20 protein-coding genes are annotated in these 25,022 nt (G+C 60.7%); 7 read left to right on the top strand and 13 right to left on the bottom strand.

Going from position 1 to position 25,022, the window contains the following annotated elements; all coding sequences use genetic code 11:
* Positions 1–120: 120 nt before the first annotated feature.
* Positions 121–2,016 carry a hypothetical protein gene (locus tag AC24GY_RS10955; protein ID WP_487682773.1) on the top strand — a complete coding sequence of 632 codons (1,896 nt, stop codon included), beginning with the start codon at positions 121–123 and terminating at the stop codon, positions 2,014–2,016.
* Positions 2,017–2,074: 58 nt separating this feature from the next.
* On the opposite strand, the gene AC24GY_RS10950 is transcribed toward AC24GY_RS10955, so the two are convergent.
* The 4 genes from AC24GY_RS10950 to AC24GY_RS10935 form a co-directional block, all read right to left on the bottom strand.
* The gene (locus AC24GY_RS10950) at positions 2,075–2,374 is read right to left on the bottom strand and encodes a hypothetical protein (protein WP_487682771.1); all 300 of its coding nucleotides are present in this window, start codon (positions 2,372–2,374) and stop codon (positions 2,075–2,077) included.
* A gap of 79 nt (positions 2,375–2,453) precedes the next feature.
* Positions 2,454–2,945, bottom strand: a complete 492-nt coding sequence (locus AC24GY_RS10945; protein ID WP_487682769.1) for a hypothetical protein — start codon at positions 2,943–2,945, stop codon at positions 2,454–2,456.
* A gap of 133 nt (positions 2,946–3,078) precedes the next feature.
* On the bottom strand, positions 3,079–3,576 hold the full coding sequence (locus tag AC24GY_RS10940; protein ID WP_487682767.1) for a hypothetical protein: 498 nt from the start codon (positions 3,574–3,576) through the stop codon (positions 3,079–3,081).
* 17 nt (positions 3,577–3,593) lie between these two features.
* Positions 3,594–4,022: a hypothetical protein gene (locus AC24GY_RS10935; RefSeq protein ID WP_487682765.1), complete on the bottom strand. Its 429-nt coding sequence runs from the start codon at positions 4,020–4,022 to the stop codon at positions 3,594–3,596.
* A 654-nt stretch (positions 4,023–4,676) separates the two neighbouring features.
* On the opposite strand from AC24GY_RS10935, the gene AC24GY_RS10930 reads away from it, so the two are divergent.
* From AC24GY_RS10930 to AC24GY_RS10920, 3 genes are read left to right on the top strand one after another with little or no spacing between them, the layout of a single operon-like run.
* Positions 4,677–5,168, top strand: coding sequence for a helix-turn-helix domain-containing protein (locus tag AC24GY_RS10930; protein ID WP_487682764.1), 492 nt, complete (start codon positions 4,677–4,679; stop codon positions 5,166–5,168).
* A 30-nt stretch (positions 5,169–5,198) separates the two neighbouring features.
* Positions 5,199–6,092, top strand: coding sequence for a toprim domain-containing protein (locus AC24GY_RS10925; protein WP_487682762.1), 894 nt, complete (start codon positions 5,199–5,201; stop codon positions 6,090–6,092).
* On the top strand, positions 6,089–7,324 hold the full coding sequence (locus tag AC24GY_RS10920) for a hypothetical protein (protein ID WP_487682760.1): 1,236 nt from the start codon (positions 6,089–6,091) through the stop codon (positions 7,322–7,324). Before AC24GY_RS10925 ends, AC24GY_RS10920 begins: the two co-directional genes overlap by 4 nt.
* Positions 7,325–7,827: 503 nt before the next feature.
* On the opposite strand, the gene AC24GY_RS10915 is transcribed toward AC24GY_RS10920, so the two are convergent.
* The gene (locus AC24GY_RS10915) at positions 7,828–8,487 is read right to left on the bottom strand and encodes a transposase (RefSeq protein ID WP_487682758.1); all 660 of its coding nucleotides are present in this window, start codon (positions 8,485–8,487) and stop codon (positions 7,828–7,830) included.
* A gap of 322 nt (positions 8,488–8,809) precedes the next feature.
* Between AC24GY_RS10915 and AC24GY_RS10910 the strand changes: the two genes are divergently transcribed.
* On the top strand, positions 8,810–10,066 hold the full coding sequence (locus AC24GY_RS10910) for an NAD(P)/FAD-dependent oxidoreductase (protein ID WP_487682756.1): 1,257 nt from the start codon (positions 8,810–8,812) through the stop codon (positions 10,064–10,066).
* Between the two features lie 427 nt (positions 10,067–10,493).
* Here AC24GY_RS10910 and AC24GY_RS10905 read toward each other — a convergent pair whose 3' ends face one another.
* The 4 genes from AC24GY_RS10905 to AC24GY_RS10890 form a co-directional block, all read right to left on the bottom strand.
* Positions 10,494–11,927 carry a CBM96 family carbohydrate-binding protein gene (locus AC24GY_RS10905; RefSeq protein ID WP_487682753.1) on the bottom strand — a complete coding sequence of 478 codons (1,434 nt, stop codon included), beginning with the start codon at positions 11,925–11,927 and terminating at the stop codon, positions 10,494–10,496.
* The gene (locus AC24GY_RS10900; RefSeq protein ID WP_487682751.1) at positions 11,924–12,454 is read right to left on the bottom strand and encodes a sigma-70 family RNA polymerase sigma factor; all 531 of its coding nucleotides are present in this window, start codon (positions 12,452–12,454) and stop codon (positions 11,924–11,926) included. The genes AC24GY_RS10905 and AC24GY_RS10900 overlap by 4 nt, the downstream gene beginning before the upstream one ends.
* Before the next feature lie 185 nt (positions 12,455–12,639).
* Entirely contained in the window at positions 12,640–12,900 is a 261-nt protein-coding gene (locus AC24GY_RS10895; protein WP_487682749.1) for a hypothetical protein, read from the bottom strand.
* 89 nt (positions 12,901–12,989) lie between these two features.
* Entirely contained in the window at positions 12,990–13,922 is a 933-nt protein-coding gene (locus AC24GY_RS10890) for a TlpA family protein disulfide reductase (RefSeq protein ID WP_487682747.1), read from the bottom strand.
* 110 nt (positions 13,923–14,032) lie between these two features.
* On the opposite strand from AC24GY_RS10890, the gene AC24GY_RS10885 reads away from it, so the two are divergent.
* Positions 14,033–15,472, top strand: a complete 1,440-nt coding sequence (locus AC24GY_RS10885) for a 3-keto-disaccharide hydrolase (RefSeq protein ID WP_487682745.1) — start codon at positions 14,033–14,035, stop codon at positions 15,470–15,472.
* Between the two features lie 190 nt (positions 15,473–15,662).
* Positions 15,663–18,413 carry a toll/interleukin-1 receptor domain-containing protein gene (locus AC24GY_RS10880; protein WP_487682743.1) on the top strand — a complete coding sequence of 917 codons (2,751 nt, stop codon included), beginning with the start codon at positions 15,663–15,665 and terminating at the stop codon, positions 18,411–18,413.
* An 11-nt stretch (positions 18,414–18,424) separates the two neighbouring features.
* On the opposite strand, the gene AC24GY_RS10875 is transcribed toward AC24GY_RS10880, so the two are convergent.
* From AC24GY_RS10875 to AC24GY_RS10860, 4 genes are all read right to left on the bottom strand, one after another.
* Positions 18,425–20,374, bottom strand: coding sequence for a DNA topoisomerase IV subunit B (locus AC24GY_RS10875; RefSeq protein ID WP_487682741.1), 1,950 nt, complete (start codon positions 20,372–20,374; stop codon positions 18,425–18,427).
* Between the two features lie 330 nt (positions 20,375–20,704).
* Positions 20,705–21,592 carry a sugar phosphate isomerase/epimerase family protein gene (locus tag AC24GY_RS10870; protein ID WP_487682739.1) on the bottom strand — a complete coding sequence of 296 codons (888 nt, stop codon included), beginning with the start codon at positions 21,590–21,592 and terminating at the stop codon, positions 20,705–20,707.
* 63 nt (positions 21,593–21,655) lie between these two features.
* Positions 21,656–22,747, bottom strand: coding sequence for a hypothetical protein (locus tag AC24GY_RS10865; protein ID WP_487682737.1), 1,092 nt, complete (start codon positions 22,745–22,747; stop codon positions 21,656–21,658).
* A gap of 428 nt (positions 22,748–23,175) precedes the next feature.
* Positions 23,176–25,017, bottom strand: coding sequence for a GreA/GreB family elongation factor (locus AC24GY_RS10860; protein ID WP_422320086.1), 1,842 nt, complete (start codon positions 25,015–25,017; stop codon positions 23,176–23,178).
* Between the last annotated feature and the right edge of the window lie 5 nt (positions 25,018–25,022).

The following is a 25,022-nucleotide window of genomic DNA, read 5'->3' as shown; positions in this document are numbered from 1 at the left end:
CCTGCGAATGGCAGAACCACCCCCGCCACCCGCAGCGATACCAGTGACGAGATACCCTGCACTGAACTCCCGCCCCAGCCCGGGCCGCAACTCCTCTCAGGGCCGCCCGCCACCCACCCGATGTCTCACGCCAAAGTCCATTCACCCCACCGCAGGCTCCGCCTGGCGCTCATCGCCACGGCGGTGTTTGTTGTCGTCTTGTTCGGCGCTTACCACTGGCTGGTCAGCACCGCCCAGTCCACCCTGCGGCGGCGTTTGACCGAGCAAGGACTGAGCCTCACCAGCAGCAGCGAGTCATGGTCTCTCTTCGGCGGGGTCACGCTGAACAACGCGGCGCTGCGCGGCCTGCCGGACAATGAGCCTTTGATCGAAATCAGCGCCCTGCAGGTGGACATCCTCTGGCGGGAAGTGTGGAAATCGCGCACCGCCGTCACGCGCTGGCACACCACGGACGGCACCCTCACCCTGCATGATACCGCCGGGGCGGTGAGCTTTGAGCACTTCACCACCGACCTCTCCGTGCAGGACGACAAGATCGAGATCGCCCGGCTCGACACCGTGAATGGGCCCGTCTCCATCGCCGTGACCGGCCAGATCATCACCGCCACACGCAGCACCCCCGCCACCGCTCAGAACGAGGAGGCCTTCAAGATGAGCCTCAAACCCGTGCGCTCCGTGATGGACATGCTGGATTTCAAACCCGGCGGCGGCACCTTCGCCATCACCGGCGGTTTCACGGTGGATCTCCGGCCCGACGCTGCGCAGTGGACCGCCAGCCTGCACGGCAGCGGCGCCAAGCTGGAGCTGCACGGCGTGCCCATGAAACAGGTGGAGGTGGAGGCCCAGATCTCCCAGTCAGACTTGAAGCTCACCTCCAAGATCGCCTTCGAGAAAGGCACCGCCGCCGTGGACGCCACCCTCGCAGGCTGGCAGGATCAGCCGCTGCTGCTCTCCGGCACGCTCATCGACACCGCCGGGCGCAAGGACACCTTCAAAGGCCAGCGCGCGGGCAAGTTCGACACGCTGACCATCTCCCATCTCAGTGGTGACGCGAATCTGCTGGAGCTCGCGCTCAACATCCCCGTGCTCGCGGCCGGGCTGCCGAAGGACGTCAAGGTCACCACCTTTCCAGACATCATCGCGGAGGACTTCGTTTTCAATTCCGGGGCCCATCCCCCGGAGTGGACGCTCGGCTCCATGCGCATTCGCAAAGCCGCCGACCTCGTGGTCACCGTGCGCGAGCATCCGCTCGTCATTGAGCGCCTCCAGGGCGGGGTCTCCTACGACCACCGCGCGTGGCATTTCAAGGGTTTGAAAGGCCGCATGCTCGGCGGCAGCTTCGCGCTCTCCGCCACTTATGATGGCAAAAAACTCAGCGATGCCAACGTCTCTCTACAGAGCCTGCACCTGGACACCCTCACGCCCTGGGTCGGCAAGCTCAGCACCAAGCTGGAGGATGCGCAGATGACGCTCACCTATCGCGGCGTCATTGGCGATGACCCCAGCAACTCCACCGGCAGCGGCACGCTGGATCTCATCCATGCGCCCATCGTCCACGTGCCCCTGCTGGATCAGGCCTATCAGCTCTTCCCCAAAATCCTCAACCGCGAGAGCGCCCGTGACACCGGGGAGGTGCGCACCACCTTCATCATGAAAAACGGCGTCGCCATGGTGGAGCCCATGAAGGTGATCGGGAAGTCCATCGTCGTCACCGCCCGTGGCACCGTGGATCTGAACAAGCGCACCGTGGATGGCCATGGCCGCGCCAACATACGCGGCTTCATGGGGGTGGTCATCTCGCCCATCAGCGTCGTGTTCATGGAGATGCAGGTGAAGGGCCCGTTTGACGACATCCAAGTCGCCCCGCTGGGCCTGATCGGTGCCGCCAAAAGCGTCCTCAAAAATGCCGCCAAACTCAGCAGCCTCGTCCTCCGCGAAGGCGTCTCCGTTCCCTTCGAAGCCCTCGGCATGTTCCGCCGGCAGAGCGGCCGTGAGGGCGCGAAGGCGGCGGAGTGAGGGGGCGTTTTTGCGACCACGATGCCCCGCCGGGTTCGCTGCAGCTCAGGGGCAGGCTTTATCTCCATGAATATGTGAAGCGGCTTGCCAAACCTTTGGCTGAGATGGAATCAAGCTCCGGATGTTTTGAGCGAATGGCCTGCGCGAATAGGTCGGCGGCAGCAGCGAGCGATGTGGAACTCCAATCGACGACAACGTCTGCGTCGAGATATGGGCCAAGCATTTTGCGGACGGATTCATAGTCATTCGGAAATGCACGCCGCAAGCGTTCCTCCTTGTCTCCGATTGGTTGATACCCGCCGTGCTCGTCGCCGAGATAAACTCTCAATGCTCTGTTGATGTCACAAGGTGCGCTCATGTGCGTAGGCCTGGTTTGTGTTGGAGTTGAGGGTTTGGAGTTGGACATTGTGACATCTGACTATCGCCACGGGATCATGTTAGAAATGGAGATCTGGATAACCTGACCATGCCAGGCGCTCCTGCCGCTCACTCGGAGTGAGTTCGTCCGACAACGCCCAGACATGATGCCACACGATTTCTTCTCCAGGGATTTCTGTATCTTCTCTGGCTACACTCGAAGGAGGGCGGGCCGTGGTGGCGGACCTCTTGTCCCACATGGAGGGAGAGTTTTTCCGCAAGAAGCGCTGGAACATTGGCAATTCCGAAAATGGCATTTTCCCCATGGGGTGCAATCCGCCCAAGACGTATTCCTCCCACAGATAGATACCGCGATCGGGAACTGCGGCTCCCTCGCTCTCCAGCCGTTGCAGCGCTTGAGCTGCCATCGAAAGCGCTTCATCCGATGACGACGCGGAACATTTCAGTCCCGGAATTCCGTCAACCGTCACCTCAAACACTCCAGCCGGTGACTTGATCATGTGAAGGGTGAACCAGCGCCGTCGCAATTCTTTCGGTGTTTCGGCTTTCATTTAAAATAGGATGCGCGTGATGGCGGCTAACGACCCCAATCTCAGCGATAGCGGAGGTCGGCGCGATGGCTGCGTGGGCAAAGGCGGTGGAGCAGTCAGCGTGACAGCCGGAGGCGTTCGCTGCAGCGCGGGGTCAGGCGGCATGGTCATGCTCAAACTCCTCCCAATGAATGACGGCTCTGGTCTGTGGGTGCACTCGAACGACGAAACCAGCAACGCCAACCCGCACAAGGCCAAACAAGAGAGTGATGCCACAGAACGGAAGCAATGCAGCGCGACGCCTGTTGAGTGTCTCAGTCCACTCACGGCCGCGTGGACTCAAACGAATCTGCTCGTCGAGGAACTCGATGTATGACTCGTCGAAGCGCGTCTCCTCCAAACCCGTCACCTCGTCAGCGTGCGCACGGAGCGACGCAGGCAAGCTGTCTGCCGCGCGAACTGCCTCGACGAATAAAGCGTGAGAACTCATGAGCGCGTAATGACGCCAAACAGGTGGATGGTGAACGGTTTTGCTGACATGTTGCACCAAGCTAACAAAAACACCGGTTTGTGCGCAAGAGGCCTGTTGTTTTCCGCCTCTTTTCGGGTGCATCTCTTGCCGGATACCCACCTGCAATTCGTCAGCGCCCATTGGCAGCAGTTTGGCTGCTACTCGATTTCTACAACCCGCAAGATGCTGAGCAAATCGCCGACTGGCATCTTGGGGGCCTCTGCCATGGCGATGATTTCGGCCACCTTGTTTTGATCCAAGGTCATGCACCAATCGACCCACGTTGTTTGGACGACGGCATATTTGCGGCATTTCAAGGTGTGATCATTGTCTGTGCCACCAAACGACCAGGAAGAGCCGGCGGAAAAAGGATCGAGTATTTTTTCGTTCCTCCACCATGCGGTATCAACTCGACGCGTGGGCTGGAGATCAAAGAAAAATCCCTCGTCATCACAACGAATCTTTGTCACCAGGCACAGCCATGCGGCCCCTCGTTTATCTCGGTAGATAATCTGGCAGCCGACTGAACACTGCTGAACGAGCGCCGTTATCGCCTGTCTTTTGCTGTCGACCTGGGTGGTGTCCATGGAATGAGAATCATGAGGAGCCGTGAGTTTGTCAACGGGCACCGAGCTATGCGGCGTCATCGCACGCTGGCAGACGGGCGGGCTTACGCCACACCCATCCTGCGACGAGCGCGCCTTCCGGGACGTAGGTTGGGTGTGTTTGGCGCGCCGAGGTTCCTTGTGCCATGTAGACCCCTTCGCCAAACCGCCCGACTCTGGGCGGCACCGAGATATGCGGCGTCTTCGCTCGCTCACGGACGGGCGGGCTGTCGCCACACCCATCCTACGACGGACGCGCATGAGCGCCACGCCTCCCCTCATGCTCTCTAACGTGGTATGATGTAACATAAAGTTGCAGATTCGGTTTGACTTTGAAAAAACGGACCCAAGTCTGTTCTCATCCTTCGGGTGGCTGGTGTGAAGAACGCGGCGGGCCGGGAGGGGGACAGCGGGGGAGGCAGTGAAGAACTCTGAATCTCGCACCATGCAGGCCGGCGCAGCAGCCGGGCCGGGTGTTCCATGGGGTGCATGCACTCTGGCGGATGCCGGGCCGGTGCGGGCGGTGCCGGTTGTTTCCGAGGGCCTGAGCCCATGCCTCTGCCACGCATCCTGCGTCTCTGCGCATCCCCAGGCCGAACCATGCCAATCAAATACCACTTATTACCACTTACTGCTATGAATCTGCCTGAATCCCAAAGCTTCTCTTCCACCTCCTCCACCGCGCCTGTGCCTGCGCCTGGCATCGGCTCCACCAGCAACGCCTCCTCCGGCCACCCCGGCAAGGGCATCGACTCCTCCTCTTCCACGCCTCCATCCGCAGTCTCTGCAGCCTTCTCCCAGGGCTCCCTGCTTGCGTTTGGCGCTGCCTCTGACGCGTCGCTGCCCGTTGCTGGTGTTGTTGCCTGCGCGGCCTCTTGCGATGCGTCTGCGCCCGCCTCTGACGCTTCTGCCGCGCCCTCATTCTCCGGCTCCGCCGCCGCCTCGGAGGGCGGGTGGCTCACGCCGGAGCAGATGGCGCAGAGGCTCAATGTCTCCCGGCGCTGCCTGGGGAACTGGGCGCGGGACCGGATCATCCCCATGATCAAGATCGGGCGGGTGTGCCGCTTTGACCTGCCGCAGGTGATGGCGGCGCTGAAGCAGCACGAGCAGGGAGCCGCCAAGCGCTGAGAAACCCCCAAGCCCACCATGAACACACCCATGAAACTCGAGCTTGATCGTTTGGAGAAGGTCCGGAAGCGCGGCTCCCGGACCTTCGCCCGCTGCCCGGCCTGCGCTGAACTGGACCGGGACAGGGCGGGGGACAACCTCGTCATCTTTGCCAGCGGCTGCTTTTCCTGCGCCGCCTTTCAGCAGGACCGGGGGCACGCACGCCGCATCCTGGAACTGGCGGGAAATGAGGAGGAAAAACGTAAACTCAGCCGCAGCAGCAACGGGCCGAAGGGCGCGTTTCCGCCGCCACGAAAGCGGCGGGAGCCTGCGCCCGCGCCGCCGGTGCTGCCGCCGGACTTTGATTCCCTCACGCGAGCCGCGCGCTGCCGTGTCTTCGGCTGCCCGGAAACGCAGCAGCTCATCGCGGCGGAGTTTGGCGTGCGGGTGGAGACGATCCGCCGCCTGTCCATGCCGGAGGGCGGAGCACTGGGTTTCTTCCCGCGCATCAGCATCTGCGGCTCGCCCTGCCTGCCGGACCGCATCGGCTACATCTACCCGCAGGGCATCAAGATCCGCCAGCCCTGGGGTGAGGGGGCCGCCGTGCGCTTTGCCTGGGCCTGCGGCCGCGCCACGGAGCCCTGGCGGTACTCCTGCGCCAGCGCGCGCCCCGGCGTGCGGCATTACTACCTCACGGAGGGGGGGGCTGACCTCATCGCCATGGCGGATGCTCTTTCAAACCGAATCAAACCAGAAGATGGTATCGCCATGGTGGCCAGTCCGGGCACGTCCTTCCGGGAGGAGTGGGCGCGGCTGTTTGCAGGCTGCGAGGTGAGCCTCTTCTTTGACACAGATGCCGCCGGGGCCGCCGCCGCCGAGCGCACCACCGCCCTGCTGCGCCCGCATGCCAGCCAGGTGCGAATCCTTCACTTCAAACGCTCATGAAAGACCTCCGCAGCTACCACAATACCCTGGGGGCTGAGGCCCTGGCCGCCCTCGTCAGCGATCCCGCAAACTACACCGTGGTGGCCAACTCCGGCAGCGCCAGCACCCTGAGCACCGCCCCGCCTGCGAGTGCAGGGGGAGGGGAGATCGCCATCACCATCACCGGCCCTGCCGCCACGGGGAGCGCGGTGGATTTCACGGACCTGGACGCACGCCGCATCCACCTGGAGCAGCCGCCGACGCAGCCCGTGCCGGTCTTCTCGCTGCTCTCCCAGCAGATCTCCACGGCAGGAAACCTCACCGTCATCTCCGCGCAGGCAAAGGGTGGCAAGAGCGCCGTCGTGGGCGCGATGATCTCCAGCATTCTCGCTGCCGACGCACCGAAGGCAGAGGAGGACGACGACTTTACTTTCGGGGAGCCGGAGCACGATCTCCTCGGCTTCACCGCCGCCGCGCATGGCGGGCGCGCCGTGGTGCTGTTTGACACCGAGCAGTCGCCTTATGATGCGTGGAGCCTCGTGCAGCGCTCCGCGCAGCGTGCCGGCGTCTCCGGCATGCCCGCCTGCTTTCGCGGTTACTCGCTGGCAGACGTTTCCACGGAGCGGCGCCGCGCCTTCCTCGCTGCCGAAATGCAGCGCGCCCAGCAGGAGTGCGGCGGCATCCACAGCGTGTTTATCGATGGCGTGGCCGATTTGTGCAAAAGCCCGAATGACGACATCGAAGCCTTCGCCTTGGTGGAGCACCTCGCGCAGCTCGCCATCGCCCACGCCTGCCCCTTGATCCTCGTGCTGCATGAGAACCCCTCCGGCCTGGAGACCGGCAAGACGCGCGGCCACCTCGGCAGTCAGCTCGAGCGCAAGGCGGAGAGCAATCTGCGCATCGCCAAAGAGGGCAAAAGCGGTGCCTCCATGCTCTTCTCCGAGCGCTGCCGCCATGCCTGCATCTCCCGCGATGACGCCCTGCGCTTCGCGTGGTCCGTGCCTGATGGCATGCACATGACCGTGGAGCCGGAAACGAAGGAGAGCCGCACCGAGACCGCGCGGCAGAATGAGCAGCCGGAGTGCCAGGCGGTGTTTGCGGGGCATGTGGGGGAGGTGTCTTATTGTGAACTGAAGAAGCTCATCATGACGCGGGCGCATCTTTCCGAATCGAGCGCCAAGCGCCGCATCAAACAGTGGCTGTCCATCGGGATGATCAAGCAAGGCACCCTCGGAAGCTACCTCCGCACCTGATAAACGGGTGCCAGGTTCACTGGGTTCAAAACGGGTTCAAAATGGATTTTGAACCCATTGGGTTCATGGGTTCACGGGTTCATACCCTATATATAGGGTATGAACCCGTGAACCCAAAACCCAGCCTCCAATGGGTGAACCTGAACCTGACCCTGAACCCAATGGTGAACCTGAATGAACCCATAGAACCCACCGCTGGTGCTCGACATTCCTGAACTTATCTCGCTGGGTGGCTTGGGTGCGAGAGGTTTGGGTGGGGGCGGAGTGGTGGGTGAACGCGGAGCGTTGAGGGATCGGGACGATCCCTCTCCTCCAGAGAGTGCGCCTGGGCGAAGCTCTGGCGGAGAGGGACCATCCTGGTCCCTCAGCGCTCCGCTGGGTGTGGCGTTCTTAAAAGAGTGGTCGCTGGGTGGGGTTGGTGCGAGAGGTTTGGGTGGGGGCGGAGCGGTGGATGAAGGCGGAGCGTTGAGGGATCGGGACGATCCCTCTCCTCCAGAGGGGTATCAGGGAGGCATTCCCTCTCCGGGTGGGGCCCATCGGCGGCAGAGATCGTCTTCCCAGAATGCATAGGTGCCGGGTGGCAGGTGGGCTTTGTGAGGATTGCGCCGGATGTAGCGGGCGCATCGGGCGAAGTGGTCGGCATCCCTCACCATGCGGTCGAAGTAATCTTCCTGCCAGAAAGGGCCGGTGAGCCCGAGGGCTTCATTCAAGAGCTTCGCCGTGTAGCTTTTCCAGCTCGACACAATCTTGCCGAGATGCGCTCCTTCCACCAGGGAGAGCAGGACATGCACGTGATTGGGCATGATGACCCGGGAGTGCAGGTGGTAGCGCCGGGCGTCAAAGAACTGCAGGGCCTGCACCACGATGTCATGACAGTCCGTGCGCCGCAATGCGCAGGAGCCATGGCCGGCATCCAGCCAGCGTTCGATGCGGGCGGTGAACCTCTGCTGGTATTCTTCGATCTCTTCAGGAGCATGCGGTTTGGGGTGGATTTCCAGCCATTGATCCCGCTCCAAAGTCCACGCGTGCGTCAATGACGCAGGAAGGGAATCTGCCATGCGAAAGCTGACGAAGTAGCAGCTGCCCGGCTGCTCCCAGTGCGGGAGATGGTTGGCCGATTTCACCACATCCATCTGCGGGTTGAGGAACCGAGGCGTGTCCATGAGGCGCCAAGTTTGGCTCTGCTTGGGGCCTTTGCATCCACGAAGACCGTGTCGGGAATTGATTTTTAAAAGGGGAGGGGCCGTGCCCGCTCTGTCGGAGAGGGATCGTCCCGATCCCTCAACGCTCCGCACTCGCACTCGGCTCCGCGCTGGAAAGACGCGGGTCTCTTCTTTGGCGACGTTGCAGCCATCGCCGCTGCAGATGGGGGATCGGGACGATCCCCCTCCGTTGGAAGGCCCTGCATTCTCTGAAAAATTTTGCGACATTTTCGCGGCCACCCCTTGCGCCAGTTCGTTAATCGGCCATGCATCACACTCACACATGAGCCAAAAAAACTGGGATGTCATTGTCATCGGCGGCGGGCCTGCAGGGGCCACGGCTGCGGCCACACTGCGCCAGGCTGGTCGTAGCGTGCTGGTGCTGGAAAAGGCCAAGTTTCCCCGCTTTCACATCGGCGAATCGCTGCTGCCGTATAACCGCAGCATCTTTGATGAGCTGGGCGTCTGGCCGAAGATCGAAGCCGCTGGATTCATGGTGAAGCGCGGCGCGCAGTTCTGGATGGGCGACGGCTCGATCCACACGCGGATGAATTTTTCCCGGGGCTCGTTCACCGAGTTTCCGGAGTCGCTGCAAGTCGAGCGCGCGACGTTTGACGACATCCTGCTGCGCCATGCGGAGGAGCTGGGCGCGGAGGTGCGGGAGGAGGCGCTGGTCACTGAGCACCGCGTGGAAAAAGACCGCGTGACGGTGAAGTTCCGCGCCAAGGACGGTGTGGAGCACGAGGTGCACGCGGCGTTTCTCATGGATGCCAGCGGCCTGGGCAACTTCACCGCGAACCGCGAGAACCTGCGCGAGTACTACCCCGAGCACAAAAAGATCTCCATCTTCGGCCACTACAGCGGCGTGCAGATGACCACCGGGGAGGAGAAGGGCGACATCCTCATCATCCGCCGTGAAAACTCCTGGTTCTGGATGATCCCGCTTTCCGATGACAAGGTGAGCGTGGGCCTGGTGCTGGATCAGGCGCAGTTCAAGGCGCTGAAGAAGGACCCTCAGGAGGTGTTTGATGATGCCGTGCAAAACACGCGCGCCGTGCGTGAGCGCATGATCAACGCCAAGCCCATCACGCAGGGGCATGTGCTCACCGATTTCTCCTACACGAACCGCAAGCTCGTCTCCGACCGCATCGTGCGCGTGGGGGATGCCGCAGGGTTCATTGATCCGGTGTTCTCCAGCGGCGTCATGCTGGCCATGAGCAGCGGCCGGCAGGGCGCGCAGGTGGTGCATGCGGCCATCGCCGCGGGCAAGGCGTGGACCTTTGCCATGAAGCGCTACGAGTGGGCCACGCGCCGGAAGGTGGGCCGCTTCTGGCAGTTCATTGAGCGCTTTTACACCAAGCACTTCGCGCAGCTTTTCTTCCAGCCGAGCAACAAGTTCCGCCTGCTCTGCGCCATCAACTGCGCACTGGCCGGTCGCACGCAGATGACCTTCGGCACCTGGTGGCGCCTGCGGCTGTTTTTCACGCTGGTGTGGATCCAGAAGTACCACCCGATTGCGAAGCCGATCCGGATTCGGTGAGGCTGGGGGGGCGGCTCTGGAGGAGAGGGATCGTCCCGATCCCTCACACGTGCGCAAGGTAGAGCGGGTGGGCCTGCAAATGCCTCCGCCTCCCACTGTCGGAAGCTCCAAGGACGGCGCACCTTTTTCAGCGCCTGCGATGCAGCAGACCCGAGACTTCGGACCCGGCGCAGCGGTTCCCTACCAGCCCTGCCGCACGCACTACTCTGGAAGGTAGGGATGCGCTGTGCGCGTCTCTGGAATCCTTCGTCCCAGAGGTGGCTGCCGACGCATCGTTCTCCCGCTTTCCAATAGCCTCCGCCTCCCGCTTTCGGAAGCTTCAAGGACGGCGCACCTTTTTCAGCGCCTGCGATGCGGTAGACCCGAAACTTCGGACCCGGCGCAGCGGTTCCCTACCAGTCCTATAGGGCGCACTGGGCGGGCTACCTCACCGCAGCTTCACGCGCAGCATCGGCGCGGAGCGGGTGCCGTTCTCCTTGGTGGCGAAGGCGTGGACGAGGCCGCTTTCCTGGTCTTCGTTGGTCTCGCGGCAGATGATCAGGGTGGCGATCTGGTTGGTGTCGGCGCTGAGGAAATCGGCGAGGTCTTTGCCGCGCAGTTTGCGAGTGCCGCGATTGATGCCCTGGGCGATCTCGAATTTGCCGAGGAGTTTGACTTTGGTGGCCACGGGCAGGTGGCGTTCCAGCTGGGCGGGGTCGTGGGCGGGGGCTTGCTGCCAGGTCAGGCCGGCTTCCTCCCAGGCGTCGGTGCTTTCATCCAGCACGCCGTAAACGGCGAAGGTGCTGTCTGGCACGAAGCTGGCGAAGCCGAGTTCGCTGGGCTCGATGGTGAGCACGAGCTCCGCATCCTCGATGGCGCGACCGCGAAACTTGCTGAGGTCAAAGGCGATGTAGCCTTTGCGGTTGAGGTCGGGCTTGGTGTCCTTGCTGCGCTTCACGCGGAAGAAGGGGTGCGTGCCGAAGTCGTGCGGCGCTTTGTCGGAAGACTGGATGTAGCTGTCTTTGCCATGGCCAAACGCCGTCGTGATGGCCTGCCAGCCGTCTCCGGCATCCATGACGATGGAGGGCTGCCAGCGGCTGGGCTCGGCATCGGCGTCATCGCCGGCGGAGGGGTGCATCTGCTTCTGCGACCAGCCACGGTCCACGCGCTGGCCTTTTTCCAGCTTCCTGGTGGCGGCACCGGTTTTGTCGTCCACCTCCACGAGGCCTTCCATCACTTGCACAAGATACTTGCCGTCCTCTCCGGCGCTGAGGCCGAACTTCGTGCCCCAGTCGATGACTTTCGCATCCTTGGTGTCGATGCTGAATCCTTTGGCTTGAGGCGGGACTTCGGCCACCAAGGTGCCACGGTGCAGCTTGCAGTTCATGCCATCCAGCACTTCCACGGTGGCGGGGGCCTCCAGCACCAGCTCCGCGCCGCTGTCAAAGCGCAGCACGGCCAGGCCTTCGATCAAATCCAGCATCCCCGGCTTCAAGCGTGCGCCCTCCACCGTGGGCAGGCTGCTGCCGGCCCACTGGCACTGCTGTGCGCGGATCAGCGTGGCTACTGTGCCATCGCGCGTGCCATTCAGCCAGACGAAGCCAAAGGTGATGCAGGCGGCTGCTGCTGCGGTGATGGCATGACGCCACCACACCGGCCTGGCGGTCGCGTGTTCTGCGGGAGCGGCCTGCTGGGTGTGCCAGGAGTCGTCGAAGCACAGTTCGGCACGTTGATGCAAGGCCTTGGCAAAGAAGGTGCGCGCTTCTGCATTTTCACGCAGTTCGGTTTCCAGCGCGGCTACTTCGGCGGCGCTGAGTTTTTCATCGGCGTAGCGCTCGGAGAGTTCCAGCAGTCTGAATTGATCGGCAGGCTTCAAGCTCATGCTTCGGCTCCTTCCAGTTGCAGTTCCTTTTCCACGCAGGTCATGAGATTCATGCGGATGCGGCTCAGGGCACGATACACCGCGCCCACTGTGCTGCGGATGCGCTCGGCCACGCCATCGATCTCCAGGTCTTCGTAGTAGCGCAGCGTGACGAGCTGGCGGTGTGCGGCTGGCAGCTTGGCCACGCAGGCGCGCAGGGCATCGCCCCGGCGGTCGGTGCTGTCGCTGAGCTTGGAGACTTCATCGTGCAGGAGTTCCAGCATTTCATCGCTGAGGGGGGTGGCCTCGCGCTTCTTCTGGCGGCGATGCGTGAGCACCTGATGAAAGGCCGTCTTGCGTGCCCAGGCCAGGAAATTGGTGCCGCTCTCAAACTGGTCAAAGCAGCGCCACAGGATCATCTTCGTCTGCTGCAGGATGTCATCCGCGTCATGCGGGGCGGGCACCATGCTGTGGACGTACACGCCCAGGGCACGATCATGACTCGTGAGCAGTTCGAGGAATTCCTGGGTGCGGTCGGGGGAGGACATGGGCGTGGGGGCAGCGTGGAAGCCGCGTACGACATTTACAGTCGCCTGAGGCATGGCTTTGGACAAAATATTTCCCGCCAGGTGCCGCCGCCGGCCTCCCGCTCAGCAGCCTCCCGCAGCGCGGGACCTCCGGGTCCGCAGCAGATGGATCTCGCGGAGCCCACGCTGCGGCTGCGATGTGTGACTCACAGGCCCAGGCTTAATCTATCCTTAAGCGCCACGACAAAAACGGCGAAAATGCCCACTTGGAAAGCGATGGACCATCCCTTCTCATTTCCAGCAAACTTGATGAACGTTTTCGACAAGGCGAATAAAGCCAGGATCACCCAGAGTGGCATGCCAGAAGGCGGCGGCGATCCTGTGTTCGACATCATCGGGGGGATGCAAAACAAGAGCGCCATGCCGAACAATATTTGTCCGGATAGATTTAGAACGACAGCTTTCATCAATTCACGGGTGTAGAATACCTGCCATGTTTTTGGGTGGGCAGCCGCGCCCGTTGAGGCAGAAGATGATCCGCCTTGCGCCCCACCCCTCACTGCGCCGGAGGCTCGATCGTCGAATCAATCTTCTTCAGCGCCACCCACAGGGCCGGGTCTTCCGGATGGCCGTTGAAGAGGACCTTGCCCTCAGGGGAGAGCAGGACCATGCGGGGGATGGTGGCGATGTCGAGGGCCTTGGTGTAGGGGCGCTCAGCGGGCTCGATGAGCCAGGGCAGCTTGGCGTTCTGCTCCTGGCGGATGCGTTCGGCGGTGGCCTCGGCGTTTTCATCGTCCTTGTTCACCGCGGCCACGACGACGCCGTGGGAGGCAAGTGCCTGCGCCTTCGTTTTGAGCGCGGGCATCAGGTTCATGCACGGGCCGCACCAGGAGGCCCAGAAGTCCAGCAGCAGGGCCTTCTTGCCGCCCAGCACATCGTGCAGCGTGGTGGCCTCTCCCTCCGAGGTGGTCAGCGGGGCTTTGAGATCGATGACCAGCGCGGCCATCTTGGCTTCCAGGCGAAACTTCTCCATGGCCTGGATGAAGACCGGCGCCTGCTGCGGGCTGAGCCAGATGGCTTCGAGGATGTTCGCCTTGAAACCGGCGGCATCCTTGGCCTCGCCTGCCTTCAGGGCCTTGATGTAGGCGACGAAGGATTGGATGGCTTCGACGTTTGGCAGTGCGGCGGCGCTGGCCGGATCAAAGCTGCCTGCAAGGATTTCCACTTCAGGCAGAATTTTGACGAGGAAGGGCGTGTTTTGATGCCGCAGGCCCCAGACGAGCTTCGCCTCGATGATCTGCTGGCGCAGCACCCCGGCTTTGTTGGCCTCTTTGGCGAGCTTCTGCAGGTCTTCCTCGGTCGTGTCTTGGGCGAAGAGCCGCTTCACCAGCGCCTGGGCATCGGCCACAGCCTCCTGGGTGGCAGGGGCCTGGGCCAGCAGGGAGATCTGGGCGCAGCAGAAGAGAAAAACACAAAGGGCGGGTTTCATGGCTTTGGAAGCGTCCCCATTTTTGTGACCAAAGTCGAGCAGAAAGTGACCATCCTCGGGAGGAATGAAAGATGCCTCCCACAGGGCGCGACTCCTGTGTCTCTTCATCCATGAAACTCACACTGACCCTGACACTCCTCCTCGCCACAGCCGCGTTTTGCCGCGCTGCGGACAACACCCCACCGGAAGGTTTTACCGCACTCTTCAACGGCAATGACCTTTCCGGATGGTATGGCTGGGGCACCCAGGACCCGAACGACCTCTGGAAGATGACGCCGGAGGAGCAGGCCGCGTATAAGAAGAAATCCATCGAGGGCGGCCTCGTGGATGCCAAGGGCAATGACAAGGGCGACCACGTCAATGCGCACTGGAAGGTGGAGGACGGCCAGCTCGTCAATGACGGCAAAGGCTTGTACCTCACCACCGACAAGGACTACGGCGACTTTGAGCTCATGGTCGACTACAAGATGCTCCCCCTCGGCGACAGCGGCATCTACCTGCGCGGCATCCCCCAGGTGCAGATCTGGGACTTCACGGAGAAGGACGAAAAAGCCGTGGCGCTGGGCAAGCCCTTCGGTTCCGGCGGTCTCTGGAACAACAAGAGTCCTGAGGGAAAGAACCCCCTGAAGCTCATGGACAAGCCCCTGGGCGAATGGAACACCTTCCTCATCCGCATGGTCGGCGAGCGCGCGACGGTGACCTTCAACGGTGAAGTCGTCGTGAAGAACGCCGTGCTGGAAAACTTCTTCGCCAACCGCAAAGCCGGCTACCTCGCCTATGGCAAAAAAGACGCCAAGGCTGCGGACAAGCCTGCTGAGAAAATGCCCAACGGCTGGTTCCCCGATCCCGCCTTTGCCAAAGGCCCCATCCAGCTCCAGACCCACGGCAGCGAAATTCGCTGGAAGAACGTTTATGTCCGCGAGATCTCCGCTGAAGAAGCCAACAAGGAACTGGCAGGCAGCAGCGAAGGCTTCAAGGAATACATCAACGGCAAGGACCTCAGCAACTGGCAGGGAGCCGTGGACAGCTACGAAGTGGTGGACGGCGCGATCACCTGCAAGCCCGGCAAAGGCGGCGATCTGCTGACCAAGGATGAATTTGAAAACGGCACCATCCGCGTGGAATTCAAGCTCCCACCGGCTGGCAACAACGGCATCGCCCTGCGCACCCCGCTGGGTGGTCACTCCGCCTCTGACGGCCTGGAGCTCCAGGTCATCGACAGCGACGGCTACAACGCCAAGCAGGCCGCCGCCGGCAAGAAAGGCCTGGAGCCCTATCAGTACCACGGCTCCCTCTACCACACCGCCGGTGCCAAGCACGGCTACCTCCGCCCCGTGGGTGAATGGAACTTCCAGGAGATCCAGGTCGATGGCCAGAAGATCAAAGTCATCCTCAACGGCACCAAGATCCTCGACGTGGACATCGACAAACTCGACCGCACCCAGATCGCCCACCCACCAAAGGGCCTGGACCACACGAAGGGCTTCATCGGCTTCGCCGGGCACAGCGATCCCGTGGTGTTCCGCAGCTTCAAGGTGAAGGCGAAGTAAGGGCTGCGTTGCGCTACGATGCGCTGATTGTTCAATTCATCACCCGTCAGGCCGAGAGGTCTGGCGGGTTTTTTTCTTCGTATTGGGAAACTGCTTGTCAATGTTTGGTTGATTGTCGTAGGGATGGGATTAACTCCTCATCGTTAATTCGACGCGATGAGGTTGAAAACCAGGTTCAGATCTCGCAGCCATGCTCGACACCGATTTAGAATACGACGTTTTCATCTCTTACAGCAGCAAGGATCGGGGCTGGGTGCGTGGTGAATTATTGCCTCGCATAGAGCAGATGGGCCTTCGGGTCTTCATCGACTTCCGTGACTTCACACGTGGTGCTCTTAGCATCGACGAATGCCAGCGGGGCGTGGAAAAGTGCCGCAAGACTTTGATGGTTCTGACGCCGCATTACATTGAAAGCGGATGGACCGAGATCGAAAGTGCGATGCTGCAAACGGGGGACCCGTCTAATCGAGAGTTACGGTTGATTCCATTGCTCAAGACCGAATGCGAAAAGCCAAGGCGGCTAGGTGTCTTTACACACATAGACTTCACCGAGCGTGCTGACCACGATCTGGCTTGGAAACAGCTCCGCGTTTCGCTGGGAGCGTTACCCGAACCTGAGGTATATGTACAATCAGAGCGTGAGGAATGGTTCCTAGCACATCCCTATCCCATGCCACCGCATTTCACCGGGCGTATAGACGAGCGGCGCATGCTCACTGGCTGGCTGGAAGATGATAAGCATCCGCTTCTCATGATAAGGGCACTTGGTGGCTTTGGAAAAAGTGCGCTCACATGGCACTGGCTCGTAAATGATGTCCAGCCTGAGACTTGGTCACGGGTCATCTGGTGGAGTTTTTATGAGGTCGATGCTAGCTTCGAGTCTTTCCTCGTAGAGTCACTGAACTATCTCGGTGGCGGGGAAATTCCCCTGGAGCAGATGAGGGGCAAAAAAGCCGTCCTCACGCTGCTGAAGTTGCTCCAGCAGCCTGGCATACTGCTTGTGCTGGATGGTTTCGAACGTTTGATGCGGGCCTTCGGTGGTCTTGATGCGGCATATCAGGGCGATGAGTCTAAACTTGAAGACAGCCGCGATTGCATTTCGCCGCTAGCAGATGTTTTCCTCTACCACATCGCGCTTCAACCACACATTCACTCGAAGGTATTGCTCACTACGCGGTTGCGTCCGCGTGTGCTAGAATCAATCGGTGGAGGCGTATTGGTAGGTTGTAAAGAGGAGGAACTGCGGCAGATGCAGCCTGCGGATGCGGTAGTCCTCTTTCGGTCATTAGGTATTCGCGGCACGCATGCAGAGATTGAAGCAGCTTGTGAGCCGTATGGCTTTCATCCACTGAGCCTGCGTCTGCTAGCCGGCTACATTGTCGGGGATTTCTTGCAACCCGGTGACATTGCTGCCACGAAGAGACTGGATGTTGGTGGAGATTTGGTGCAGCGCCAGCATCATGTGCTGGCAGTGGCCTACGAAAGCCTCACGCCTCAGCGGCAGGTACTGCTGGGGCGCATCGCTTGCTTTCGCAGTCCTGTTAGCTACGAGGCGTTACATACGCTGGCGGAGATACAAGGTGAAGTGGTTTTCAAGAACATCTCCTTGGACGCCGACCTGCGGGATCTCGCCGCCCGTGGGTTACTGCATCACGATACGAAGGAGGCACGGTTCGACCTCCATCCCATCGTGCGCCGCTATGCTTATGATCGCCTCGCCGCTCCCGACCGTGTTGTCTCTCATACTCACCTGCGCGACTACTTCTCCGCTGTACCCAAAGTGGTCAATGTGACACGTCTGGAGGACTTGACCTCGGTGATTGAACTCTACCATCACACCCTTCGCTCGGGGCAGTTGGACGAAGCTCGTATACTCTATCGCGAACGCCTGTCCGGTCCGCTCTATTACCAACTTGGGGCCTATTTGTTAACCATCGACTTGTTACGTGCTCTTTTCCCTGATGGTGATGATAGTCCACCACACTTGAGCAATGAAAGCGCCCAATCTTGGACATTGAACTCACTGGCGAATTCCTATAGTCTTAGCGGCCAACCTCGCCGATCTTTGCCACTTTTTGAAAGAGCGAGTATTCTAGCCAAAGATTTAAACAACAAAGAGAATTATGCCATTGGGCTGCTCAACGCAGCTCATATGGCGCAGATTTCGATTGGCGAGCTACGAGCGGCTGAGATTAATTTGCGTGACTACATAGCCATTAGCCGTGAGCTCGAGAATGATTTTATGCTGGCAGTTGGATATTCAGAAACAGGTAGGCTGCTCGCTTGCCGAGGTGCGTTTGTCGAATCCGAACTGGAACTAGAGAAATCGCTGAGGATCTTTGAGAAGCAAAGCTCTGTACAGTCTCAATGCGTTGTCTGGTCTTATGGCGTAATGCTTCAACTACTTATACTACGCATTGGTTCTTCCTTCACAGTCGAGAGCTCACGATCAGCAATATTGTCTGCCAGCCGTGTTCTGGAACTGGCTGATGAGGATGCTCGCACTACTTCCCCCGTTGAGCATGATTACATTCGTGCCTACTGGCTTCTGGGAGCGGCATACCGCGTCGCCGGCCAATTTGACGAAGCCGAACGCCATCTTCATGAGGCGCTAGAACGCTGCTATCGTATTAACGCCGTTGATAGTGAAGCTGATATCTTAATTGATTTGGCACGCATAGGGGCTGCCACAGGTGAGGTGGAAAATGCTCTACGGCTAGCAGAGGAGGCGCGGGTGATTGCGGAGCGATGTGGTTATGTGATACAAGGTGCGGACGCACATCTAGAGCTGGCGAAGTTAGCTTTAGCACGCAGAGAGTATTTGAAGGCGAAGATGCATGCGCAGGAGGCACGAAAGCTGGCCACCTGCGATGGGCCGCCGGATTACACCTACAAGGTGGCTTATGACGAGGCGGGAGAACTACTTGAGGAGTTGGGATAGAATACCCTACCTCAAGCCGCCACTGCCAGCGCTGCGGGCTCCGTCGTCTCCTTGAACTCCAGCTCCTCCTCGATGCGCAGGTTTTCCACGATGTAGGCCTGGCGTTCGGGGGTGTTTTTACCCATGTAGAAGGAGAGCATCTCTTTGACGCTGCGGTGCTCGGAGGGGATGGGTTTGCCTTCGGCATCGACTTCGTGGTCACGCACCTTCACGGGCTCCAGACGCATGTTCGGGCCGATGAAATGCTTGAACTCATCCGGGCTGATTTCGCCGAGGCCTTTGAAGCGGGTGATCTCGGCGGTCTTGCCGCAGCGGTGGATGGCGCGCTGGCGCTCGTCGTCGCTGTAGCAGTAGTAGGTTTCCTTTTTGTTGCGCACGCGGAAGAGCGGCGTCTGCAGGATGTACAGGTGGCCTTTGCGCACGAGCTCGGGGAAGAACTGCAGGAAATACGTGATCATCAGCAGGCGGATGTGCATGCCGTCCACGTCGGCATCGGTGGCGAGCACGACGCGGTTGAAGCGGAGTTCTTCGAGGTCCTCCTCAATCTGCAGGGCGTTGGCGAGAAGATAGAACTCCTCGTTTTCATACACGATCTTGCGGGTGAGGCCGAAGCAGTTGAGCGGCTTGCCGCGCAGGCTGAAGACGGCCTGCGTCTCCACATCGCGGCTCTTGGTGATGCTGCCGGAGGCGCTGTCGCCCTCGGTGATGAAGAGGGTGCTGTCCTCGCGGCGCTTGTCCTTGGTGTCGAAGTGCACGCGGCAGTCGCGCAGCTTCTTGTTGCAGACCTTGGCCTTGCGGGCGTTCTCACGGGCGGCCTTCTGGATGCCGCTGATCTCTTTGCGCTCGCGTTCGTTGGAGTTGATCTTTTCCTGCAGCGACTTGGCGATGTCGGCGTGCTTGTGGAGGAAGTTGTCAAGCTGCGCGGTGATGACGCTGGTGATGTGGCCGCGCAGATTCCGCCCGTTCGTTTCCATGTGGGTGGAGCCGAGCTTGGTCTTGGTCTGGGACTCGAAGATGGGCTCCTGCACCTTCACGCTGACGGCGGCGATGAGGCTGCCGCGCACGTCGGCGGGATCGAACTGCTTTTTATAAAACTCGCGGCACTCCTGCACGATGGCTTCGCGGAAGGCGGCGAGGTGGGTGCCGCCCTGCGTGGTGTGCTGGCCGTTGACGAAGCTGTAGTACTCCTCGCCGTAGCCGGTGCCGTGGGTGAAGGCGACTTCCACGTCCTTGCCCTCAAGATGGATGATGGGGTACTGCGGCTCTTCGGTGAGCTTGGCGCGAATGAGGTCCATCAGGCCGTCCTTGGACTTGAACTTCTCTTCGCCCGATGGACTGCGCAGCAGGAGCGTGAGGCCGGGATTGAGCCAGGCGTAGAAGCGCAGCATCTCGCGCACGAAATCGAGGCGGTAATGCGTGTCTTCCGCGAAGCTCTCCGCATCCGCACGGAAGGCGATGCGGGTGCCGTTCGGCTCGCTGCAGGGCGTGGGCTTGCCCATGTCATAAACGACAATGCCCTGGCTGAACTCGATGGAGCGGGTCTGGTTTTCGCGGATGGCCTGGATCTCGAAGAACTCGGACAAGGCGTTCACCGCCTTGATGCCGACGCCGTTCAGACCGACGGAGCGCTTGAAGACTTCGCTGTCGTATTTCGCACCGGTGTTGATCTGCGCTGCGCATTCCAAAAGCTTGCCCAGCGGGATGCCACGGCCGTAGTCGCGCACGTTGACGGTCTGGTCTTCCGCGATGGTGATCTCGATGGTGTTGCCGTAGCCCATGACGTGCTCGTCGATGCAGTTGTCCAGCACCTCCTTGAGCAGGACGTAGATGCCGTCCTCGGGCAGGGAGCCGTCCCCCAGCTTGCCGATGTACATGCCGGGGCGCAGACGGATGTGCTCGCGCCAGTCGAGGGACTTGATGGAATCTTCAGTGTAACCGTGTGCAGGAGCGGGGGTGGCCATGGGAAGGAAAAAGGGCGAATGACGAAAAACGATGATCTGAGATGGCAGAGAGGGGCGGGAGTGTCAAGGGGGTGTACTGGTCGTACGAGTAGGGCGGGGCGGAGGATTTATGATTTACGATTGATGATTTGGGGATGGGGGCGTGGCAAGGCGCAGCGCAGGCTCAAGCGGATGGGGATCGTCCCGATCCCCCATCTGAGGCGGCGATGGCTGCGGCGTGTATAAAGAAGAAAACCGCGTCTATTCGGCGCGGAATCTTGGGCTAGGGCGGAGCGTGGAGGGATCGGGACGATCCCTCTCCGCCGGAGTGCTGGGATTTCTGCGCGATTCTCAATCCTTCACCGATTTGCGGGCCTCGGTCACGAAGTTCATGAAGAGTTCACGCTGTTCCGCCAAGGCGGCGACGCGGTCTCCCGCTGGCAGCTTGTGGGCTTCGAGGCAGACGTGGCCCTGGTAATCGGCTTCCACGAGCAGCTTGGCGAGCTGGTCGAGCGGGTAGGTGCTCTGATTGACGCCCCGGATGTGGACGGTGTGGCCCAGGCGGTCTTTGACTAGGGCAAAATTGGCCGCAAGGCCGGCGCCGATGAGATCGGTGTCGTTTGAGTTCCAGCAGACGCGCACATTGTCACGGTCGGCAGCGTCCATGATGGTCTTGATGTGCGGCAGTTCGGAGGTGTCCTTGCCGTGGACCTCAAGCCGGATTTCCTGGCCAAAGCCGACGGCGTAGTCGCCCAGCTCCGCCAGCGCCTTGCCGATCTGCGCGAGCGTTTTCTCCACGGGCACGTCCTTGGGGAGGCCGTTGGGCTTCACTTTGACGCCGCTGGCGCCGAGGTCATGGCTGAGCTTGATGTACTGCTTGGCCCCTTCGATGTTCTTCTTCAGCTCGTCCTCCTTGGGGGAGTGAAATTCAAAATTGGTGCCCATGCCCAGGAGGTCCACGGGGGAGTCTTCAAACTGCTTCCGCACCGCCGCGCGCTGCTCGGGGGTGAGATCGGTGCTGACCTTGTGCGCATGGTCGATGCGCAGCTCCACGGCCAGTACCTTGGCGGCATCACAGTTTTTAAGCAGGGTGGGCAGATCCCAGTCTGCGCCCCACATGTAGGTGACGAGGCCAAACTGGATGTTTTCGCCCTTGTAGGAAAGCTTGGCGTCGGCGGCGAAGGCTGCGGCGGCACTGGTGCCGAGGACGGTATGGAGAAAGTGGCGGCGGGAGGACATGGTGGTGGGTGTAAACGCCTGCCACCGGCGGCTCATTGCAGCCGCCTGCCAAAACCTGCGGCCTCAGCGCACTTCGTCCGCCGCCTTTTTCTCAGCAGCGATGTCCTTGCGGCGGAATCCCTGGACGCGTCCATCGCCCTTGTGGAGGTAGATTTTTTTGACATCGTCCAGCCGCATGATCACCCATGGGGAAAGGATGTTTCGCCCGTTCTTGGTATAGACAATGTTGTCCGCCAGATGAACGCAGGAGTGAAAGGCGTCGCCCGTGGTGTTGTCGAGAAAGAAGAGCACGTCGGCGAACTGGTAAGGAGGCTCCACCGGGGTGAACTGCTCCAGCACCTGGCTGGTGGCCAGCCGTGCGTCCAGCAGGTATTGATGAGGCTCGTAGTTGAAAAAATTGAGCGAAGTCCAGTGGCAGTCCGGCATGACGCCATGCTTGGCCATGTCCAGGCCGGGATAGGTGTAGAGCAGCTTGCGGGCGAGCGCGGGCAGAATGTGAACGAGTCCAAGGTCATCCACACCGTCGAGCTCAATGATGGACCGGACCATGGGCTCCAAATCCTTGCGGCGGAGGCCGGTGCCAAAACTCCAGTATTTGATGATTTCCTCGGCGTTTGAGTGTCGGTCGAGCTTGAGGCGGATCATCAGGGTGCGCGTGCGGGTGCAGGCCTTGAAGATGGACCGGGCCTCGGAATCCGACTGGGCGTAATTCAGCAGGACAGGGATGTCGCTGAAGGCAATGGCGTCACCGCGTGTGTAGCTGAGCTGTTTGATTTTGCTGATGATTTCAGGCCGCAGCTTGCTGCCTTGGTACCATTCCTCCACCGAGGTGCCAATGATCAGGACCGGATCCGCCTGATATTCATTCTCCGGGTACTTCGCCAGTTCTGTGTAAATCACCGTCCGCGTTTTCGGGGTCATGCCCTCCAGCTCAGCCAGGGGAGGCAGCAGGTGTATGAAAGACCCTTCTTTGATCAGATGTTTCGGGTTGAGGAGGGTGGAGATCAACGACTCTGACAGGCCGGCTTTGGTAAAAAAGGCGGGCAGGCTGTAGAGTGAGGAGGCGGGGAAGGTCCAGCGCGGGATCGGGCTTGGCAGAGGAAACTCCTCAATGAGGCTGGCTGGTGCCTCCAGGTAGACGTAGGCGCACTTCATCAGGCCCCAGGGTCCGGGCGCGGTGTCGAAAACGGCGGGGCTGGAAGAGGGGGCTGGGGCTGCCGGGGTCTGATTGCTTAAGCCACTGAGGATGACGCTGAGATTTTCGGCACGGGTGATTTGTGCCTCTGAACCCGCCGGGAGTGACAACCCCGCAATGACTGCAGTCAGAACGGACAGGCTGGCTTGACGAGCTATGAAGATGTTTTCTCGAAGGCTCCTGGAGAAGCAAAAAGAGAGGGAGTCTGGAGGCATTGGGTTGAGGCTTGCATGCAAGCATAGGCTGCTTGCACATCATGGGACAATCCCCATGGATGGGGGGCATTTGGTAGAAAACGTGCCATTGAAATGAAAAAATTCATGCTGAATCCGCAGTCATAAAAAAACTCTCCGCTGGCAACGGAGAGTTTTGTCGAGGCTACCGCTGGTTACGGTTTGAAAGACCGGATTGCGGTGACTTTCACCTTGCGGGTGACGTGGTGGCTGTCAGTGGACAGCTCCAGTTCGTCGCCGACTGCCTTGCCGATCAGGGCTTTGGCAGACTCAGAGAGGTAGCTGATGATGTTCTTGTCCAGATCGCCGTCCCAGGCTCCGAGAATGGTGAAGGTGTCCTTGGCACCGGATGCGAGGTCTTCAACATCGACGACCGTGCCGATGCCGACTTTGTCCGTAGGCACATTGGCGAAGTCCGTGCCACGGGCGTTGCGCAGTTCGCGTTCCATCTTGCCCTGCATGCGCAGGAGGACGGACTGCTGGTCGCGGGCGGCCTTGTAGCCGCCGTTTTCGCGCAAGTCACCTTCATCACGGGCGATCTGAATCTCCTTCTTGTTGTCAGGGATCTTGACGTTGACGAGGTCTTCCAGTTCCTGCTTCTTCTTTTCCAGGCTTTCCCAGGAGACGATGAGGGAGTCGTCTTTGTGAGCCCCGGCGTTCTCGTCCATCATGGCTTCCATTTCAGGGCGCACCTTGATGATGCGGGCCATGAGGGAGCGGCGGGTCAGTTCGTCAAAGAGGGAGCCGTTGATCAGGCGCTTGGCCAGCAAGCGGACGTCTTCGTCTTCTGCCTCTGCCACCATCTCGCCGAGGAGAGTCTTGTCGTCTGAGAGCAGGTCCTGGAGGCGGCCAGTGCGCTTGGGTCCGCCTTCCATGTGGTCGCTTTCGATGACGCCGAGGATGGCATGGCCGAGATCGATGTCGAAAACGGATTCCGCCAAGCCTTTGCGCTCGCGGGCCATCCAGATCAGCAGATCGGCGGAGAGCATGCGGTTGCGCAGGGATTTCTTCAGAGCATCGGCCAGCACGTCGAGTTCGTCGTTGGCATCCAGCACCGTGGCGATTTCTGCCACGGCGCGGCCACCGGTCTTGGTGAGGTGGTGCAGGATCTCAGGCACCCAGCCACGATTTGGGAAGGCTTCCGGGAAGGCGCGGTAGATGCGGCCCAGCAGGCTGGCGGAGAGTCCCTTGATGGAATCCGCGAGGACTTCCTTCGTCTCGGTGATGAGATCGGAAATCTTCATGGAGCCCATCGGCGCGGTGGCCGTGAGGTTTTCGAGGAGTTCATCGCGCGCCAGCAGGAGCTGGAGGCACTCCTTGAGGTTGAGCTTCACGCTCTTGCGGGCGGAGTCGGAGATGTCCTGGAAGACGGGGATGAGCTCGGTCTTCGGATCGGAGAAGAGGTCGATGTCCTTCTGGATGCTGGCCAGGGTGGCGAGCTTGGTCTTCAAGTCGCGCGCGGCGAGGAAGGACTTCACCATCTGGGTGCCGGCATTCTCCGCCTGGTCACGCAGCACCAGCTTTTCAGAACGCTTGGCGGGCACCACCACATGGCGGTGCGTCTTGAGCGCACGCTTGGCGCCTTCCCACCACTTCTTGTAGTCGGCGTCGGAGACGATGCGGCCCTTGAGCAGCTTTTCCAGGTCGTCGAGGTGCAGTGTGTTGCCGCTGCTCTTGAGGGCCAGTTCCACCAGTGCGGGGGGATTCTTCGCCGCCATTTCCTTGAGGGAGTCGAGATCCGCCAGACGACGTGCGAGAAGGTGGTCCGGGGAGATGATTTCGAGCGAACTGATCGCAAAGGTGAGCTTGAGCGGATGGCCGGGCTTGCCTTCGAAATCGATCAGCAGGCGGTCGCCCAACAGATCCCATTCAGCGATTCGGCCGACGCCCCAGCTTTTGTGGAGAACGAAAGTTCCGGGTTCAAGTTTGGAAAGTTTCTCGCCGTCAGCAGCAGGGAGCTTGCCTGCGGCCACAATGTTTTGCACCTCTGGATTCATGGGAC

The sequence above is a fragment of the Prosthecobacter sp. Pr1 genome (assembly GCF_057652315.1).
This window is presented reverse-complemented; position numbering and strand designations above follow the sequence as displayed.